This is a genomic window from Bacillus sp. PK5-006, from assembly GCF_054161415.1.
In genome coordinates, this window is sequence record NZ_CP096414.1 from 265,235 (window position 1) to 284,644 (window position 19,410).

Below are 19,410 nucleotides of genomic sequence, written 5' to 3' on the forward strand. Positions count from 1 at the left end.
CATATCACATCGTACCATTCACAGCAAAAAAAGGGTATTTTTTAACGATTTTTTTACCATTGAACTTACGCAGTTCAGGCAACTAAAATAAGAGTATCAGAAGAGAAAAGGGGAATGGATATGATCGATATGTTACGCACGGCATTTCACCAGCAATTTGGGGATAGAGAAGAAGAACTTCGCTATTTTTTTGCCCCGGGAAGAGTGAACTTGATTGGTGAACATACAGATTACAATGGAGGTCATGTATTCCCTTGTGCGCTCACTCTCGGTACATATGCAGCATGTGCAAAGCGGACAGATGGCCGCGTGAGAATGTATTCCTTGAACTTTGATGGCGATGGTGTGAAAGAATTCGACCTTTTTGAAATCGCTTACTTAGAATCGGATGGCTGGGCGAATTATCCGAAGGGTGTGTTCCATCAGTTTATCGAAGCAGGGATGAAGATAGAAGAAGGCTTTGACATTGTATACGGCGGCAATATTCCCAATGGCGCAGGCCTGTCTTCCTCTGCCTCGATTGAGCTTGTCACCGCCGTCTTCATCAATGAATGGCATTCATTCGGCGTTTCAAATGCCCGTCTTGCCCTCCTTTCGCAGCGTGCAGAAAATGAATTTATTGGCGTCAATTGCGGCATCATGGATCAGTTTTCAATTGCTCTTGGAAAAGAAGATCACGCCATTTTGCTCAATTGCGATACCCTTGATTTTCAATACAGTCCGTTTCGGCAAGAGGGACTGGCGCTTGTCATTGCCAATACAAACAAAAAGCGGACACTGGCAGACTCCAAATACAATGAACGCCGGTCAGAGTGTCAATCAGCTTTAAACGATTTACGAAAAGAGATCGATCTTGCCCACTTATGTGAGCTCACGGCAGATGAATTTGCCGAACATGCCCATTTGATTCAGGATGAAACATGCCGCAAACGTGCAAGACACGTAGTGACAGAAAACGAGCGGACCATAAAAGCAGTCAAATTTCTGAAAGATGATAAAATGGGAGAAATAGGTGCGCTTATGAAGTCTTCTCATCTTTCTTTAAAGAATGATTATGAAGTGACTGGATTTGAACTAGATACACTTGCAGAAGCCGCTTGGCTCCATCCTGGAACGATTGGCTCTCGTATGACGGGCGCGGGTTTTGGCGGCTGCACGATCAGTATTGTGAAAGAAAAGCAGCTGGCATCATTTATAAAAGAAACGGGTGCGATTTATCAAGAGAAGACAGGCATTCAAGCCTCTTTTTACACAGCTGGAATTGGAGGCGGCGCAAGAGAACTTACGAAGGAGGAAGTATAATGACGATTTTAGTATGCGGGGGAGCAGGATACATTGGCAGCCATGCGGTAGCGGCCCTTTTAGCGAAAGGTGAACAAGTGGTGGTAGTGGATAATTTGCAGACAGGCCACAAAGAAGCTGTTTTGGAGGGAGCTGTTTTAGAAGAGGGAGATTTACGAGATCAAGATTTTTTAAGACAGGTTTTCAAAACACATCAAATAGAAGCGGTGATGCACTTTGCCGCAGATTCACTTGTCGGTGAGAGTGTAACAGACCCGCTAAAGTACTATGACAACAACGTTGGAGGAGCGACAGCCTTACTTCAGGTGATGAATGAATTTGATGTGAAACACATCGTTTTCTCTTCAACCGCTGCCACATATGGTGAACCAAAGCGTGTGCCGATCGTTGAGACGGATGAGACGAATCCAACCAATCCTTATGGAGAAACGAAACTAGCCATTGAAAAAATGCTGAAGTGGTCTGAGCAGGCATATGGAATGAAATACGTTGTGCTTCGCTACTTTAATGTAGCTGGCGCTCATACAGAAGGACTTGTCGGAGAGGATCATCAGCCTGAGACACATCTCATTCCGATTATTCTGCAAGTGGCTTTAGGAAAACGAGATCAGATCATGATTTACGGTGATGATTATGAGACAGAGGATGGCACGTGTATTAGGGATTACATTCATGTCATGGATTTAGTAGACGCGCACATCTTAGCTGTTGATCGTCTGCGCGCTGGAAAAGGAAGTGCAATATATAACTTAGGGAATGGCACTGGTTTCTCCGTGAAGCAGGTAGTAGATGCTGTTAGAAACGTCACGGGGCATGCGATCCCAGCACAGGTGGCTGACAGACGTGCGGGGGATCCAGCAAAGCTGATTGCTTCTTCTGAAAAAGCGCTGCAGGAATTAGGGTGGACACCTCAATATGCTGACCTTCACACCATCATTCAAAGTGCTTGGGATTGGTTTCAGAAGCATCCAGACGGCTACCAGAGTAAATAACGCATAACAGGCAGGCAAGAGAGGGGACAGAGAGAATGGCGGTTGATATTTTTGAAAAACTGGAACAGCTGATTCAATACGGGATCAATCAAGAGCTGATCACACGACTAGATATCGATTATACGAGAAATCGGCTGCTTGAGGTGCTTGGGCTGGATGAAGCTGAGCCAAGAACAGTCTCAGGGGAGGCGGAGCTTGAAGACATCTTAATGCCGATGCTGGATTGGGCAGCTGAGACGGGCCTTATCCCTGAGGGGACGGATACGTATCGCGATTTACTGGATGCGAAAATCATGGGATGCTTGGTGGCGCCTCCAAGTGTCATCTACGCAAAGTTTGAAGAGAAACGCCAGCATGAAGGGCCAGAGGCGGCTACAAGCTGGTTCTATGAAATGCAGCAGCACGCACACTATATTTATACAGGCAGAATCGCCAAAAATGTGCAGTGGTTTACACCAACAGATGATGGCGTGCTGGAGATCACAATTAATCTATCAAAGCCGGAAAAGGATCCAAAAGCAATCGCTGAAGCCAAAAAGCTTAGTCAAAAGCAATATCCTCTTTGTCTCCTTTGTAAAGAAAACGTTGGGTTTGGGGGGCGGATCAACCATCCAGCGAGACAGAATCACCGGATTATTCCTGTGACACTCACAGATGAATCTTGGTTTCTACAATTTTCACCTTATGTGTATTACAACGAGCACTGCATTGTGTTCAAAGGCGAACATGAGCCGATGAGCATCACCAAAAAGACCTTTGAACGATTGCTTTCTTTCATATATATATACCCGCACTATTTCATCGGATCGAACGCCGACCTTCCGATTGTCGGGGGCAGTATATTAAGTCATGACCATTTTCAGGGCGGTGCGCATGAATTTCCGATGGCGAAAGCGGAGGTGGAAGATGTCTTTTCTCTGAATGCCTTTCCGAATGTGAGGGCTGGCATTGTGAAATGGCCGATGTCTGTCATCCGGCTTCGAAGCAGCGACCGGCAGACGCTTGCAGACGCCGCAGACTTTATCTTAACCAAGTGGAAAATGTATTCAGATCAAGAAGTGGAGCTGCTGGCTCATACTGGAGAGACGCCGCATAATACCATTACACCCATTGCACGCCGCCATGGCGATGACTATGAATTAGATCTAGTGCTGCGCAATAATCGTACAAACAAGCGGCACCCGGATGGAATTTTCCACCCGCACGAAGAAGTCCATCATATTAAAAAAGAGAATATCGGATTGATTGAAGTGATGGGTCTTGCAGTACTTCCTGGTAGATTAGCAGAGGAATTAAGCCAATTAAAAGAAGCACTGCTATCCCAAAACCCCCTTGAAGAAATCAAAGCCCGCCCTGCTATCACGAAACACGAAACATGGGCAAAGCGTCTGCTTGAAGAGAACACCTTTACAGAGGACAATACAGAAGCCATTTTACAAAAAGAAGTCGGTATGATTTTTTCTCGTATTCTCTCACAGGCGGGTGTGTTTAAAAGAACCGAGCAAGGGAAAACAGCTTTTAAACGTTTCATTCATACACTCATATAGGCAGGTGATTAGATGATTGAACAAGTAAGAACATTAATGGAAGAAAAACAGCTCGACGGTGTCTTGATTCAAAAGCGTAATAACTTCTCCTGGCTGACAGGAGGAAGAAGAAATCACATCGTGTTAAATACACCAGAGGGCGTGTGCAAGCTGCTTGTGTTAAAAGACGACATCGTCCTCATTGTGAATCAAATGGAAGAAAAGCGGATCATTGAAGAAGAGATGGCGTATATCGATCACCCATTTCAAGTGGTAACGATGGACTGGTTTGAGGATGATACGGCACACATTCAAACACTCACAAAAGACAAACGGATCGGGTCAGACATTCAAATGGATGGATTCGAATGGATCGAGCCGGATTTGTCGCAAGTCCGATCCATTCTTTCTGCATCACAGCTCCGCCAATATGAAACTCTTTGTCATGAAACAGCAGTCATTGTAGAGAGTGTCTGTAAAGAAATCGTTCCAGGACAGACGGAGCACGAAATCGCTTCGCTTGCGGCTCAAAAAGCGATCGCGCAGGGAATGACGATAGAAGTACTGCTTGTGGCAACAGATGACCGAATTCATCAATACCGTCATCCAATTCCGACAGACAAAAAACTTCAAAAGCATGCGCTTGTTGTTCTTTGCGCTGAACGGCATGGACTCGTGGCGAATGTCACAAGGTCTGTTTACTTCGGTCAGCTTCCAAAGGGGCTTGAAGAGAACAAAGAGCGGCTTGCACGAATTGACACGGTCATGAATGCCGCCACGCGTCCTGGTAAGACATTGGGAGATGTATTGAAAGCAGGTATTGCTCAGTATGAAAAAGAAGGCTTCTCTGATAGCTGGAAAAAGCTTCATCAAGGGGGAAAAACGGGCTTTGTATCTAGAGAAATCATTGCAGTTCCCTCATCGAAGGAAGAAATTCAGCTGCAACAAGTGTTTACTTGGAATCCTTCATTGCCTGGATTGAAGTCAGAGGATACGATGGTCGTAGAGAAAGAGGGTAACCGCTTTTTAACCTATACAGGCAAGTGGACATACATTGACGTTGAGCATGAAGGGGACATCTATAGACGCCCTGATATTTTAGTAAGAGATGAATAACTGCAGAATGCCGGCGCTGAGCCGGTTTTTTGCTGGAATTGATTTAGCGGGATTCCACATATTCATCATGATTGCCAATTCTTACACCGCATAGTCAGAGGATCGATACTTTCTTTTCTTGTCAACTTGCGTTAAAATAAGTAAGGTTTTTGTTAAATGTGGGGATACCTATTTTGAAATTGTTTACCTAGATAAAATTTCATTAAGTTAAATTGAAATTTGACCAAACTTTTTTATTGTGGTAAACCTAAATTTGACAAAGTTCTTGATTGTTTGTCCTTTGCCTTCAACTCTCAACTTTTCAAAATCCTAGAAATTTATTGTGTGTGCAATAATATAAATTTATGTCGAATTTATGACATTTTGAGAGAAATCTGTTGAAAAATAAATGAACTTTTGAAAAAAGGGAAGCTAACTCTAACAGATTTTGATAGCATTACAAAGGGAAGAAAAGTTTTCGAAGGCAGATGGCTTTTCACAATTATTCAGCAATTTATACATTATTTAAGGAAGGATGGTGATCTTCTTGTTCAGAGCCATTAAACCTATGCTTTTATTAGCGATGCTCGTGAGTGTTTTTGTATTAGGAGGTTGCAGCAATATCGCTGTTTTAGATCCTAAAGGACCAGTCGCAGCACAACAAAAAGACTTAATCCTTTTATCTATTGGATTCATGCTCTTTATCGTTGGTGCGGTATTTGTACTGTTTACCATCATTTTGGTTAAATACCGTGAGCGTAAGGACGTTGGAAACGCCTCTTATAACCCAGAAATACACGGGAATACGCTTCTAGAAGTTGTCTGGACAGTGATCCCAATATTAATCGTTGCTGCTCTTTCGATTCCAACTGTAAAAACAATTTACTCTTTGGAAGAGGCACCTCAAGCAACAAGCCATAAAGATCCACTTGTCGTTTATGCGACAGCTGTCGATTGGAAATGGATCTTCAGTTATCCAGAGGAAAATATTGAGACAGTGAACTACTTAAACATTCCAAAAGATCAGCCGGTTTTATTCAAAATCACTTCCGCTGATACAATGGCATCACTATGGATTCCTCAGCTAGGCGGGGAGAAGTATGCGATGGCTGGAATGGAAATGGAACAATATCTTCAAGCTGATGAAGTAGGCACATACCAAGGAAGAAACGCCAACTTCACAGGCCCGGGCTTTGCTCAGCAAAAATTCAAAGTCAATGCGATGACGCAGTCTGACTATGATAAATGGGTAAACAAAACGAAGAAAGAAGCACCAAAGTTAACGAAGAAAACGTATGACTACTTGATGCTTCCTGATGCTGCAGATGTGCAGACATTCTCATCAACACATTTATCCTTTGCGAAGCATGGAGAGGATTCTGAATATGCACTCCAAGCACGCAAACGTTTAGGTTATCAATCAGTTTCTCCGCATTCCAAGACAGATCCTTTCGAGAATGTGAAGAACTATAAAAGAAAATTAGAAACAGAATAAACTGACTAAGGAAAGGAGGAGGCCGTTATGCATTTAAAATGGGATGAGTTTTTTGTAACTGGAGACCCATTAATTCTTGGTGCGCAAATTTCTATCGCTCTTACTTCCATTGCCATTGTGTTTGTTTTAACCTACTTTAAAAAGTGGAAATGGCTTTGGAAAGAATGGCTGACATCAGTTGATCATAAAAAGCTTGGAATCATGTATATCCTTGCTGCTGTGATTATGTTCTTCCGCGGTGGGGTAGACGGACTGATGATGCGCGCGCAGCTGGCGCTTCCTAATAATACGTTTTTAGATTCAAACCACTATAATGAAATCTTTACAACGCATGGTACGATCATGATTCTATTCATGGCGATGCCATTTTTAATTGGTTTAATCAACGTCGTTGTTCCTCTTCAAATTGGTGCACGTGACGTTGCATTCCCTTATTTGAACAACCTTAGCTTCTGGACATTTATGGTCGGAGCAATGCTGTTCAACATTTCCTTCGTTATTGGAGGATCACCAAGTGCAGGCTGGACGAGTTACATGCCGCTCGCCGGAAATGATTTCTCACCAGGACCTGGACAGAACTACTACTTGCTCGGGCTCCAAATTGCAGGTATTGGTACACTTATGACAGGTATTAACTTCATGGTGACCATCTTAAAAATGCGTACAAAAGGTATGACACTTATGCGTATGCCAATGTTTACTTGGACAACATTGATTACGTCTGTCATCATCGTGTTTGCATTCCCTGTACTAACAGTTGCTTTAGCACTTATGACATTTGATCGTTTATTCGGTTCTGCATTCTTTACACTCGAAGCAGGCGGTATGCCGATGCTTTGGGCGAACCTTTTCTGGATTTGGGGACATCCTGAGGTATATATTGTTATCCTGCCGGCTTTCGGTATTTTCTCAGAAATCTTTGCGACGTTCTCAAGAAAGCAGTTGTTTGGTTACAAAGCGATGGTTGTATCAATTGTGGCAATCTCTGTTCTTAGTTTCCTTGTGTGGGTTCACCACTTCTTTACAATGGGGAACAGTGCAGCGGTTAACTCATTCTTCTCGATTACAACAATGGCGATTTCTGTACCAACAGGTGTGAAAATCTTTAACTGGCTCTTTACGATGTATCGAGGCCGTATCAGCTTTACATCACCAATGCTTTGGGCACTTGGTTTCATCCCGAACTTCGTAATCGGTGGTGTAACTGGGGTTATGCTTGCGATGGCAGCTGCGGATTACCAGTACCATAACACGTACTTCCTTGTATCCCACTTCCACTATGTATTAATCGCAGGTACTGTATTTGCTTGTTTTGCTGGTCTTGTTTTCTGGTATCCAAAAATGTTTGGTTACAAGTTAAACGAAAGAATCGGCAAATGGTTCTTCTGGGTATTCATGATCGGATTTAACATCTGTTTCTTCCCGCAGTACTTCCTAGGACTGCAAGGAATGCCAAGACGTATTTATACGTATGGACCAGAAGATGGCTGGACTGCACTCAACTTTATTTCAACAATTGGTGCATTTATGATGGGTATCGGATTCATCATCCTTTGCTACAACATTTACTACAGCTGGAGACACTCAAAACGTGAAGTGTCTGGAGACAGCTGGGGAGAAGGACGTACACTTGACTGGGCGACATCTTCTGCAATTCCGCCGCATTATAACTTTGCAGCACTTCCAGAAGTGACAACACCAGATGCATTCCATCATTGGAAGCAAAACAATGTGGACGTTCATCCTGAAAAAGAATTCAAGAAAATTCACATGCCGCATAATTCAGGCAGACCGCTGATCATGTCTGCATTCTTTGGACTTGGTGCATTCGGTCTTGTATTTGAATGGTACTGGATTGGCGTTATTGGCTTAATCGGTGTATTCGCAACGATGATTTTACGTTCATTCGAATATGACGATGGCTACTATATTCCTGTTGAAGAAGTCATTGAAACAGAGAAAAAGAATAAGGAGGCGCAGAAGTAATGGGACATAATGATAGCAGCTATGCAAATGCACCGCTTGAATATCAGTCTGAAACCGGACGTTTAAACATCCTTGGTTTCTGGATATTCCTTGGCGCGGAAATCGTGTTGTTCTCAACACTTTTTGCGACCTACTTTGTTCTACATGGCAGAACAGCTGGCGGCGTTTTACCAGCTGAGCTGTTTGATATGAAGCTTGTATTGATCATGACATTCCTGCTATTGGTTAGTTCATTTACATGCGGGATTGCTGTTCATGAAATGCGCCGTGGAAGTACAAAAGGGGTTGTCATTTGGACGATTCTCACACTGCTTCTAGGTGCAGGCTTCGTTGGATTTGAGCTTTTCGAGTTCTTCCATTATGTACATGAAGGTGCGAGCATCCATACAAGTGCGTATTGGTCTGCATTCTTTGTACTTTTAGGAACTCACGGACTACACGTATCGATCGGTATCTTCTGGATTACCGGGATCTTGTTCCAAATTAAAAAGCGTGGATTAACTCCACAAACAGCAGCGAAGATTTTCATCTCAAGTCTATACTGGCATTTCCTTGATGTTGTATGGATTTTCATCTTCACAGCTGTTTACTTGATCGGATTAGGGGGGCTTTTGTGATATGGCTGGAAAAACACATTCCTCAGCAGAGCACGAACACTTCCCTTGGAAACACGTAGTTGGCTTTATCCTATCCATTGTGCTGACAGTCTTAGCATTCTGGATTGCGATTGGAGCTGAAATTGGCAGTTCCGCAAAACTATGGATTATCTTTGGTTTTGCGTTCATTCAAGCATTCTTGCAGCTGTTCATGTTTATGCACATGACAGAGAGCGAAAACGGAACTGTTCAAGTCGGAAATACTTTGTTTGGTCTGTTCTGTGCGATTATCTTCGTCATCGGATCTGTTTGGATCTTTGCGGCTCACTACAGCCACGGAGAGAACAGTAAAGACGGGTATTCACCGTCTGCGCCAAAGCAGTCTGAGCATTCAGAGAAATAATAAAAAAACCACTCATCTCTTGAAGGTGAGTGGTTTTTATCATGATGGTGATAACGCTTCCAATAGTTGGGCGATATCTATCTGCTGCTGAATCTTTTGCGAATGAATGGAAGTCCGTAGATGAGGAACGCTGCAATGTGAGCCAAAATCACGTTAATGGCAAAGAATGCGATCATGAAGGTATGTCCTGCTGGAGATAAACTGCTTGTCATGTAAAGACCGAAGAAAATCCACATAATCATAATGGGTGGAATAGATGCTAATGCAATTTTTCTGTTTTCCAGCCATAAAAACAGGGGTGTAGCCGTTGCAATACATAGGTACGCAAAGAACATATCCATCGTATCCAACTCCTTTGTAAGTTGATATTCAAATCAAATGAGAGGTCAGGATGCAATTGTGTCTGTTTTTAGGAGATATTGTGAACATTTTGTTACAAGTATTATACCACAATTGACTTTGAAGTAAACGTAATAATTGGAAAATGGGCCTTATTCCATACAAAATGGTTTTATTCCTCTTTCCTCAGTGCAGCTTATGCTCGTTTGATGTTTACTTGTTATATTGCCACATAGGTCATTGAATTTTCCCCTTAAAATCTGTAAAATAAACTTTTTAAAGGACTTGAGATCGATTGAATGAAAAGTGTATAGAGGGATTTTTTCCTATTGTTAGGATGAAAAGTATTTCATTTTTTGAAAATTGAATGGAACCTTTCGGATGTATCTTCCGTCATATTTAAGGTGAGTTGATTTTGTGAAAATTTCAATCTAATATAAATAAGGGCTTTTATGTTTTGTAATAAGGGTGGTTAGTTCATGAACAAGCAGAATACATCTCCTTACTATCAAGGAGATTTGATTTTTATATTTTTAGCCTTCTTTGCCATCAGTGTCATTGCGATTTATGCTGCGGGTCAATTTGGGCAGTACGGATCTAATGCATGGACCAGACAGATCATATACTATATGGTCGGAGTTATATGTATTGTTGCTATTAATTATTTTGACTTAGAGCAATTAGAGAAACTGAGCTTATATATATTTATAGGCGGCATTATGCTGTTAATTCTTCTAAAAATCGCTCCTGCACAAATCGGAGGTCATGATTTTGCTCCAATCAAAAATGGGGCAAAAAGCTGGTTTGTGTTACCTGGAATAGGGACATTTCAGCCTTCAGAGTTCATGAAAATTGGTTTGATTATGATGCTCGCATCTGTCATTGGAAAGTCTTCACCTAGAGGAAAACGGACATTAGAGGATGATATTTTCCTTCTATTAAAAATTGCCGGCGTGGCAGCTGTACCAGTTGGACTGATCTTCTTGCAGGATGCAGGGACTGCGGCTGTTTGTATGTTTATTGTTGTCGTGATGGTGTTTTTATCAGGGGTCAATTGGAAACTGATTTCTCTCATCGGTTCTGTGGTTGTACTATTGGTTGCCGCTGTGTTAGCCGTCATCATTCTCTTCCCTGATTTTGCGAAAACAATCGGCATTCAGCAGTACCAGATTAACCGGATTACCGCTTGGCTGCCTGATAGTTCTTCGGCAGCCAACCAAGCACAGACGCAGGATGCATCTGGATCTGATAAATATCAAGTAGAGCAGGCGATTATGGCCATTGGTGCAGGGCAGATTTTTGGGAATGGCATTAAAAACTTAAAGGTCTATGTCCCTGAAGCACAAACGGATATGATTTTCTCTATTATAGGTGAAGCCTTTGGCTTTATCGGCTGTGCGTTTGTTGTGATCATGTTCTTCTTCTTGATTTACCGGCTTGTTGTACTGATTGACCGTATCCATCCTTATAGCCGATTTGCGTCATTCTTCTGCGTAGGATATACAGCATTGATTGTAATCCATACGTTCCAGAATATTGGGATGAACATAGGCGTGATGCCTGTAACAGGGATTCCACTCTTATTTATCAGCTTTGGAGGAAGCTCTGTCTTGTCCGTTCTCATTGGATTCGGGATCGCCTATAACGCAAGCGTTCAATTAACGAAATATCAAAGTTATTTATTTAAATAAAACGGGTAAGGGCAGTCTAAGTATAGGCTGTCTTTTTTTTATGCGAGTTTTAATTTTTGAAAAGCCCTATGTCTTTGCCTTATGATAGAAGAAGTGAAGGAGGTCTTCGAATTGAACAAAACGATAGAAACCATATTAAATCATCGATCCATCCGTTCGTTTACAGACGAGCGTTTGACAGAAGAAGAGGTGCTGACACTGATCAAAAGTGCACAGGCTGCTTCGACATCAAGCTATGTACAGGCGTATAGTATTATTGGGGTGACAGATCAGGAGAAGAAGGCCAAACTTGCTGAACTGGCTGGGAATCAGCCATACGTTGAGAAGAACGGGCATTTCTTTGTCTTCTGTGCAGACTTGAAACGCCATGATTATATTGCAAAAAAAGCAGGGAAGAATCATCAGGAGGCGCTTGAGAATACGGAAGCCTTTCTCATTAGCGTCATCGATGCGGCATTGGCTGCACAAAATGTCAGTGTTGCTGCAGAATCAATGGGACTTGGGATCTGCTATATTGGCGGACTGCGTAATCAGCTGAGAGAAGTCTCTGAAGTGCTTGAAACGCCATCTTATGTGCTGCCGTTATTCGGTCTGGCTGTTGGCCATCCAGCTAATCAGTCGTCACAAAAGGAACGGCTGCCAGTTGAACTCATATATCATGAAAATTCATATCAGCAAGATGAAGCGCATGTGGATCGTTATTTAAAAGAATACGACGATCGTATTTCCGCATATTATGAAGCACGAACAAACGGTGAGAGAAAAGATACTTGGTCTGAGCAGATGCTGCGGGGCTTTAGCCAGCCAAAGCGTGCCTTCCTTGGGGAATTTGTGAAAGAGAAGGGCTTTAATCGAAAATAAATAAGACATCCCCCTTTCCATTAAGAGAGGGGGATTTCTGTAAGAGGTGCAGCATAATGAAATTAAGTATACTGGATCAATCTCCTTTGATAGGAGGCGCTACGCCTGCTGAAGCACTGAAGCAGACGGTTGAACTGGCGAAGCAGGCGGAGAAGTGGGGTTATCACCGTTTTTGGGTATCAGAGCATCATTTTTCAAATCGGCTTGCAGGATCGAGTCCAGAGGTGCTTCTCGGCCATTTATCAGCCGTTACTTCGCACATACGCATTGGTTCTGGCGGCGTTATGCTCCCGCACTACAGTGCCTATAAAGTAGCAGAGAACTTCAGGGTTCTTGAAGCGCTGGCTCCTGGCAGAATCGATCTTGGAATTGGACGTGCCCCTGGTGGTATGCCTATTTCCTCCATTGCCCTTCATCATGGGGAGCGAAAGCGTCTAGGCGACCAGTATCCTGAGCAGGTAGAGGAATTGAAGGTCTATTTACATGATCTAGCGGATGAATTTTACCCGCTGCCTCATTTGACTGCTTCTCCGAAGGTAGAGACCGCGCCAGAAGTATGGATGCTTGGTTCTTCTGGAGGGAGTGCAAGGCTTGCGGCGAAAGCAGGTGCAGGCTACACGTTTGCGCTTTTTATTAATGGTGAAGGCGGAGAAGACTCTGTGGAGCAATATATCAACCGATTTGAACCTTCAGTATTCGGTGATCAGCCGCGTGTCAGTCTGGCAGTCTTTGTTTTATGTGCCGAAACAGAGGAGCAGGCAGAAAAACTGGCAGTCAGCTTAGATTTATCTTTACTTGCCAATGAACAGGGGCTGAATCTTGAAGGCTTTCCTTCATATGAAGAGGCACAGTCGTATTCCTACAGTCCTTATGAACAAAAACGAGTGGCTGCCAATCGTCAAAGGATGGTCATTGGAACACCAGCATCTGTGAAAAAGCAGCTGACCACACTCGCGAAGGCTTATCGGACAGATGAATTGATCGCTGTGACCATCACACATCACATGCAAGACAGGCTCACATCGTATCGTTTATTAAAAGAAGCCTTTGATGCATAACGTATGTATATTTATCGCCTGCGGAGCCAGTACAAGGGGAAAAGGAGCATCATGGTGAAGAAGAAGGCGGCTGACACCAGCAGGCTGAGCGGATAGATACAGGAAGCATAAACAGTTAGCTCGCATGCTTGATGAAAAGGACGAGGCTGCTTCGTATGTAAAAAGGTTAGAAGATAAACCAATTGATCGTCAGAAAAAAAGCAGTAAAAAAAGAAACGATCCATAGCCATATCAATTTCTCTTTCCTCCATATATGATCGAAAAGCCTTGATGAGCTTATCCGCTCATACAAGGCTTTTCTTGTGATTCACATTTATTCAGGGTAAATTTCGAAAGGTTCCTTCGTTTGTACGGTATCTGATTTTCCTTTCAAACTTGCATACGCAAGCATTGTATACTCACCAGCTTCAAGCTTCTGGCCTTGATTGATTGTGCCATTCCATTTTACGCGGTGCTCTCCTTTATCAACATGTTGATAAACACCAGCTTCACCTAAAAACTCTCCATCGGTCGAGTAGACAAGGAATGCAAGGTTCTCAGCACCGCCAGGCAGGTAGCTGCTAATGACATAGCTTCCAGCACGATTGTCCGGCTCTACGGAAACAGAAGTGACGCGCGGATAATCAGGCTCTTTCACAATCAATAAAGTAGGGATTTCCGTGACCTTTCTGCCATTTTCGCGAATGGTGATGCTGCCTTGGTACGTCCCTTTTTTGGTTTTTCCGTAATTCACCTGGACTGCGGAAGTAAAGGATCCAGTGGAATTCCCTTTGACGGTGATTTTTTTCGTTCCGTTTGTACTAATGCCGCTGCCATTGAATTTGTAATCAATGGTATACGTTTTCGGTGCTTTTGAAAGGTTTTCTACCTTAAATTTCTTCGTTTTGATTTGAACGCCTTTTTCCTTTAAGAAAGTGCCGTATGAATAGCTCGCATCAGAAACGATAGAAGACGCTTGAAGTGATTCCATGATTCGAACGCTGCCTGTTCCTTGTGTGTTATGAGGGAATGGGCTGCCATTTGCGTCAAACAGTTTTTCTGCTGTATTCATCAGCAATGCTTTGATTTGTTCAGTTGAGTACGATGGTTTTGCTTGTTTGATGATCGCTGCAACTCCTGCCACATGCGGAGATGCCATACTTGTTCCTTGCTTAGAACCATATCCGTAAGGCTGAGAAGGATCATGCGTTGGGATCGTACTCACAATGCTGACACCGGGTGCTGATAAATCAGGCTTAATCATCCACGTATCCACAACCGGTCCGCGGGATGAGAAGTCAGCGACTTGCTCACTAAGTTCTTTGACAAATTGAATGGAGAAAGCCGTTGTATCGTTTCCAGCCTCAATGGCTTTGATAAGCGCTGTTCCTTCAGCTTTTGACAGCTTAATTGTAGGAAGTGCGAGACCTGGTACGTCGACTGGAATCTCTCCATCGGTATTGTTATACATCACAACGCCGATTGCACCAGCGGCTTTTGCATTGTCAACTTTATCCACAAAAGCAATGGCACCACGTTCAATCACGGCCACCTTTCCTTTAACATCGATGTCTTCAAATGCCTTTTCGTCACCGATTCCTGCTTGGACGAGTGTGACTTGTTTTTGGTCAAGCGCTTTTAAATCACTCTCTTGGTAGTAGCCCATGACTTTTGCTGTAGAATAATTCGGGAATTTCACATTGTAAAGGCTGTACGGAAGCTGAGTTGCCCCGACAGAAATGGCCTCTCTTGACGTGCCGGGAGAACCGACAGTCCAGTTATTAGGACCGCTGTTTCCATTCGAAGTAACAGCTACAACGCCTTCAGACATGGCCCAATCAAGTGCAATGCTCGTTGCATAATCAGGGTTATTGACACTGTTTCCAAGAGAGAGGTTCATGACATCTGCTCCGTCAGTAACAGCCCGGTCGATGCCTGCAAGAACGTTCTCAGTTGTTCCAGATCCACCTGGTCCAAGTACACGGTATGCAAGAAGCGTGGCATCCTTTGCGACCCCTTTAATTTGTCCATTTGCCGCAATCGTTCCTGCAACGTGTGTGCCGTGATCTGTGGATTCGCCTCTAGGATCTCCTTTAGGTGTCTCTTGGGGAGAATAATCATTATCAACAAAATCATAGCCTTTGTATAAACCGAAGTTTCCTTTTAAATCAGGGTGGGTATAGTCTACTCCAGTATCAATGACTGCGACTTTGACCCCTTTTCCAGAATAGCCGGCATCCCATGCTTTTGGTGCACCGATAAATGGAGCGCTCTTATCCATAAGCGGGGAGACATCTTCGTTTGGAAGCTGGATGCTTTCCTTTTTCACTTCATCGGTTTTATATGTAACATCCGGATAAACGGCTTTTACTCCATCAACTGCGAGCAGCTTCGGGATTTCGTTTGCAGGAAGTTTCATAGAGAAACCAGAGAAGACTTTTTCATATTCTTGACGAACACTCGCTTTATCTACCTCTTTGAGTGCTGCGTTCTTTACTTTTGTTCGAGATTTTTTGAGGGAGGCTTTTGTTTGTGCTTCGCCTTCTTGCTTGGCTTCAACTAAGGATTTTTCCTTTAATTCAACAATGACAGTGGTTTGTTTTCTCGAGTTGACATTGATTTCACCGAAGATTTCTGCTTTTTCTAGTTCCATCTTTTTGTTAGAGGGAGCAGCAGCAGCCTGTTGACCGGTAAAGAATGTGGATAAAATAAAAATAGTGGAGAACAATAGAACAGAAGAACGAGATATGACCTTTTTCATTAATTTTCCCCTTTCTAGCTGTGTTTTTAGGGAGATAGCCTTTCTTTTTGTGGATAAATAGGAAAGATTCACTGCCCGTTATTAAGTATTCAATACGTTGAAAACAATTCCTTTACTAAAATGGTCTTATTTTACATAGTTATAAAGAACTATTTTGTTTATAAAGTCGCACTTATTCACAAATGTCTGTTGATAACTCGATTATTCAGATACATATATGGAAAATAAAAAATTTACATACACAAAATCTAGTGAGAGGGTGTTGATATGTGGATAAACCCTGTTGATAAGGTGTGCTTATCTTTGGGATAGCGTGTGTATAAAATTTTCAATGAAACATCCAGGCACATGATGATCTTCTGCACTTTTCAACAAAACTTCTGAAAACTAGTTGGTTTTTTCACCCAGATTGTGACAAACCTCTCTTTTTTCTCGGGATATGATAGGAGCAGTTGTTTTGCTAGAGCTGCTAGATTCTAAGAAAAGCGGAGGGATGTTCAGTGAAGAAATTAAAAAGCTGGTTGAGCGTATGGTTTGGTTTCATGATGAATGTGCTTGTGAACCCTGGTGTGATGATGAAGAATCAAGGGTTTCAGGCGGCCGCGGCGGATGCCGGATTCTTTCAAGTAGTGAAAGAGAGAGAGCTGGAGAAGCTGGCAGAAGAACATAAGAAGAAACGCAGGGCAGAGAAGCGGTTTACTCAAAGTCTGATGATGCTTGAAGAGAAGACGATGCGAGAGGCGCGTGCTGGTCCGCTCTTACCTTTACAGAAAAAGTGAAACAGGGTAAAATCCCACTTAAGAAATGTTATCTGCTGGGAGAGGATACCCCTTGAAGATATATAAAATATTGAATAACAACGCAGTGGTTGTGAAGGAGGGCGATCAGGAGAAAATTGTGATGGGACCCGGAATTGCTTTTCAGAAGGGGAAAAATGACGTCGTTCCTCTTCAAAAAATAGAGAAAATCTTTGTTGTGCGTGAAGAAAATGAGAAATTCAAACAAATTCTTGCCACATTGCCAGAAGCGCATATTGAGGTGGCAGAGCATATCATCAGTTATGCAGAGGGGAAACTCATGATGCCGCTCAGTGATCACATTCACATATCACTGACTGATCATTTGTCCTTCGCCATTGAACGCCTTCAAAAAGGCATTGTGTTATATAATAAATTGCTTGGTGAGATCAAAGTCTTATATAAGCAGGAATATGAGATTGGAAAGTATGCCATTCGTTATGTAAAGGAGCGGCTTGGGGTTGAACTGCCGGACGATGAGGCAGGATATGTGGCACTTCATATTCATACGGCCAAAATGAATACGGAGTCCATGAAAAAGACCGTGAAATATACAACGATGATTAAAGAAATGATCGAGCATATTGAAAGCTATTTTCAGCATTCAATTGATGAGGATAGTATTTCCTATCAGCGGCTTGTGACACATTTGAGGTATGCATTAGGCAGGTTGGAATCGAATGAGGCATTTCAAATCATGGACGAAGACATGCTGATTTTTATCCAAACAAAGTATGATACGGCGTACCGGTGTGCACTTGGACTCGCTGATTTGTTAAAAGATGAATATGGACTTCATCTCCCTGAATCGGAGATCGGCTACATCACGCTGCATGTCCAGCGTCTGCAGGAAGCCGAATTGGTTTAAAATGATCGTGCCTGCATGCAGGCTTTTTTTATGCACACTACTCTTATTAGTGTATATGGGTCATTGGATTTGAAAAAAGAGGTTGACGCATGTCACAGTCTTATACTATGATGAAAGCGTCATCAAAAATTGATATCGTGGGATTGTGACTGTCAGGCAGGCAAGACCTAAAATTTGCGTAACGAGGGGACGTGTATGTCCTTTACTCGTTGGTGAATTTTAGGTCTTTTTTGCTTTAAAAAAGGAGGAGACATCATGGATTATCAAAAAACAGCCAAAGAATTAACTAAACTGTTAGGCGGCAAGGAAAATGTCATCAGTGCAACGCATTGTGCAACAAGACTCAGATTGGTGATGAAAAATGAGGATTTGATTGACAAAGAGGCCATTGAAGAACTTGAAGGTGTGAAAGGGGCTTTCTCAAGTTCAGGGCAATTTCAAGTCATTTTTGGAACGGGATCTGTCAACAAAGTGTATGAACCATTTGCTCGTGAGACTGGTCTTGAGACAGGCGACGAGAATCAAAAGCCTGTCAGCCATGATGAAGCAGTGAAACAAAAAATGAATCCACTTGCGCGTTTTGCAAAGACGTTATCAAATATTTTTGTACCGATCATTCCAGCAATTGTGGCAAGCGGTTTGTTAATGGGTCTCTTAGGCATGATGAAAGCCTTCAAATGGGCTGATCCAAGCTCAGCGATCTTCCAAATGCTTGATATGTTCTCAAGTGCAGCCTTTATCATTTTACCGATTTTAATTGGGGTCAGTGCAGCGAAAGAGTTTGGCGGAAATCCGTATTTAGGGGCTGTCATTGGGGGAATTATGATTCACCCGAATCTGCTTAATCCGTGGGGATTGACGGAAGCAAAACCAGAGTATATGCATTTATTCAATGTTGATATTGCTCTTCTTGGTTACCAAGGGACGGTCATTCCAGTGTTATTGACCGTATATATCATGTGCCTTGTTGAGAAGAATTTAAGAAAAGTGGTTCCGAACAGTATTGATTTACTTGTGACCCCATTTGTGACCGTGATTGTCACTGGATTTGTGACGTTTATTGCAGTTGGACCGCTTGGAAGAATGCTTGGTACAGGAATTTCGAGTGCACTGACATTTATTTATGACCATGCAGGATTCTTAGCAGGACTCATTTTCGGCGGTGCTTACTCTTTAATTGTGCTCACAGGGGTTCATCATAGCTTCCATGCGATTGAGGCAGGATTGCTGAATGATATTGGGCGTAACTATTTGCTGCCGATCTGGGCAATGTCCAATGTCGCGCAAGGCGGAGCAGGATTGGCTGTCTTTTTCTTAGCCAAGCGTGCAAAAACAAAAGAAATTGCCCTTCCTGCTGCCTTCTCTGCTTTTTTAGGAATTACTGAGCCTGTCATATTTGGTGTAAACCTCCGCTATCGTCAACCATTTATTGCGGCGATGATCGGAGGCGCATTGGGCGGGGCATTTGTCGTTTTCACGAAGGTAGCCGCCAATGCCTATGGTTTAACAGGCATACCGATGATTGCGATTGCAGCACCATTCGGTCTTCAGAATGTGGTCAATTATGTGATTGGTATGTTAATCGCTGTTGCTGTCTCATTTATTCTCACTATCATTTTTAAAGTAAAAGAAGTCGAAAAATAATCAAGGAGTGGTCACAG

At 42.8% G+C, this 19,410-nt stretch carries 17 protein-coding genes; 14 read left to right on the forward strand and 3 right to left on the reverse strand.

Annotated elements, in window-relative coordinates:
• Positions 1-120 precede the first annotated feature (120 nt).
• The 8 genes from M1D84_RS01305 (at position 121) to qoxD (ending at position 9,395) form a co-directional block, all read left to right on the forward strand.
• Entirely contained in the window at positions 121-1,302 is a 1,182-nt protein-coding gene (locus M1D84_RS01305; RefSeq protein ID WP_024423840.1) for a galactokinase, read from the forward strand.
• Positions 1,302-2,294 (forward strand): UDP-glucose 4-epimerase GalE, encoded by a 993-nt coding sequence (gene galE / locus M1D84_RS01310; protein ID WP_024423839.1) that lies wholly within the window; start codon positions 1,302-1,304, stop codon positions 2,292-2,294. The genes M1D84_RS01305 and galE overlap by 1 nt, the downstream gene beginning before the upstream one ends.
• 35 nt (positions 2,295-2,329) lie before the next feature.
• Complete coding sequence (galT, locus tag M1D84_RS01315) at positions 2,330-3,841, forward strand: UDP-glucose--hexose-1-phosphate uridylyltransferase (RefSeq protein ID WP_332285101.1); 1,512 nt, start codon at positions 2,330-2,332, stop codon at positions 3,839-3,841.
• 12 nt (positions 3,842-3,853) lie between these two features.
• The gene (locus M1D84_RS01320; protein ID WP_073207852.1) at positions 3,854-4,936 is read left to right on the forward strand and encodes a M24 family metallopeptidase; all 1,083 of its coding nucleotides are present in this window, start codon (positions 3,854-3,856) and stop codon (positions 4,934-4,936) included.
• A 517-nt stretch (positions 4,937-5,453) separates the two neighbouring features.
• On the forward strand, positions 5,454-6,410 hold the full coding sequence (gene qoxA, locus M1D84_RS01325; RefSeq protein ID WP_185854553.1) for a cytochrome aa3 quinol oxidase subunit II: 957 nt from the start codon (positions 5,454-5,456) through the stop codon (positions 6,408-6,410).
• Positions 6,411-6,437: 27 nt separating this feature from the next.
• Positions 6,438-8,396, forward strand: coding sequence for a cytochrome aa3 quinol oxidase subunit I (gene qoxB / locus M1D84_RS01330; protein WP_024423835.1), 1,959 nt, complete (start codon positions 6,438-6,440; stop codon positions 8,394-8,396).
• A complete protein-coding gene (qoxC, locus tag M1D84_RS01335; protein WP_024423834.1) occupies positions 8,396-9,013 on the forward strand; it encodes a cytochrome aa3 quinol oxidase subunit III in 618 nt (205 codons plus the stop codon). The genes qoxB and qoxC overlap by 1 nt, the downstream gene beginning before the upstream one ends.
• Before the next feature lies 1 nt (position 9,014).
• The gene (gene qoxD / locus M1D84_RS01340) at positions 9,015-9,395 is read left to right on the forward strand and encodes a cytochrome aa3 quinol oxidase subunit IV (RefSeq protein WP_012011667.1); all 381 of its coding nucleotides are present in this window, start codon (positions 9,015-9,017) and stop codon (positions 9,393-9,395) included.
• A 77-nt stretch (positions 9,396-9,472) separates the two neighbouring features.
• Here qoxD and M1D84_RS01345 read toward each other — a convergent pair whose 3' ends face one another.
• A complete protein-coding gene (locus tag M1D84_RS01345) occupies positions 9,473-9,736 on the reverse strand; it encodes a spore morphogenesis/germination protein YwcE (protein ID WP_008345491.1) in 264 nt (87 codons plus the stop codon).
• Between the two features lie 477 nt (positions 9,737-10,213).
• Between M1D84_RS01345 and M1D84_RS01350 the strand changes: the two genes are divergently transcribed.
• The 3 genes from M1D84_RS01350 (at position 10,214) to M1D84_RS01360 (ending at position 13,344) form a co-directional block, all read left to right on the forward strand.
• A complete protein-coding gene (locus tag M1D84_RS01350; protein ID WP_024423833.1) occupies positions 10,214-11,425 on the forward strand; it encodes an FtsW/RodA/SpoVE family cell cycle protein in 1,212 nt (403 codons plus the stop codon).
• A 111-nt stretch (positions 11,426-11,536) separates the two neighbouring features.
• A complete protein-coding gene (nfsA, locus tag M1D84_RS01355; RefSeq protein ID WP_024423832.1) occupies positions 11,537-12,286 on the forward strand; it encodes an oxygen-insensitive NADPH nitroreductase in 750 nt (249 codons plus the stop codon).
• 56 nt (positions 12,287-12,342) lie between these two features.
• A complete protein-coding gene (locus M1D84_RS01360) occupies positions 12,343-13,344 on the forward strand; it encodes an LLM class flavin-dependent oxidoreductase (protein ID WP_172880414.1) in 1,002 nt (333 codons plus the stop codon).
• Positions 13,345-13,355: 11 nt separating this feature from the next.
• On the opposite strand, the gene M1D84_RS01365 is transcribed toward M1D84_RS01360, so the two are convergent.
• On the reverse strand, positions 13,356-13,574 hold the full coding sequence (locus tag M1D84_RS01365) for a hypothetical protein (RefSeq protein WP_238550004.1): 219 nt from the start codon (positions 13,572-13,574) through the stop codon (positions 13,356-13,358).
• Between the two features lie 83 nt (positions 13,575-13,657).
• Positions 13,658-16,084, reverse strand: a complete 2,427-nt coding sequence (locus M1D84_RS01370; protein ID WP_024423830.1) for a S8 family peptidase — start codon at positions 16,082-16,084, stop codon at positions 13,658-13,660.
• A gap of 500 nt (positions 16,085-16,584) precedes the next feature.
• Between M1D84_RS01370 and M1D84_RS01375 the strand changes: the two genes are divergently transcribed.
• The 3 genes from M1D84_RS01375 (at position 16,585) to M1D84_RS01385 (ending at position 19,393) form a co-directional block, all read left to right on the forward strand.
• Complete coding sequence (locus tag M1D84_RS01375) at positions 16,585-16,863, forward strand: hypothetical protein (RefSeq protein WP_024423829.1); 279 nt, start codon at positions 16,585-16,587, stop codon at positions 16,861-16,863.
• Positions 16,864-16,915: 52 nt separating this feature from the next.
• A complete protein-coding gene (locus M1D84_RS01380; RefSeq protein WP_024423828.1) occupies positions 16,916-17,749 on the forward strand; it encodes a PRD domain-containing protein in 834 nt (277 codons plus the stop codon).
• 255 nt (positions 17,750-18,004) lie between these two features.
• Positions 18,005-19,393 carry a sucrose-specific PTS transporter subunit IIBC gene (locus tag M1D84_RS01385; RefSeq protein WP_024423827.1) on the forward strand — a complete coding sequence of 463 codons (1,389 nt, stop codon included), beginning with the start codon at positions 18,005-18,007 and terminating at the stop codon, positions 19,391-19,393.
• Positions 19,394-19,410 lie beyond the last annotated feature (17 nt).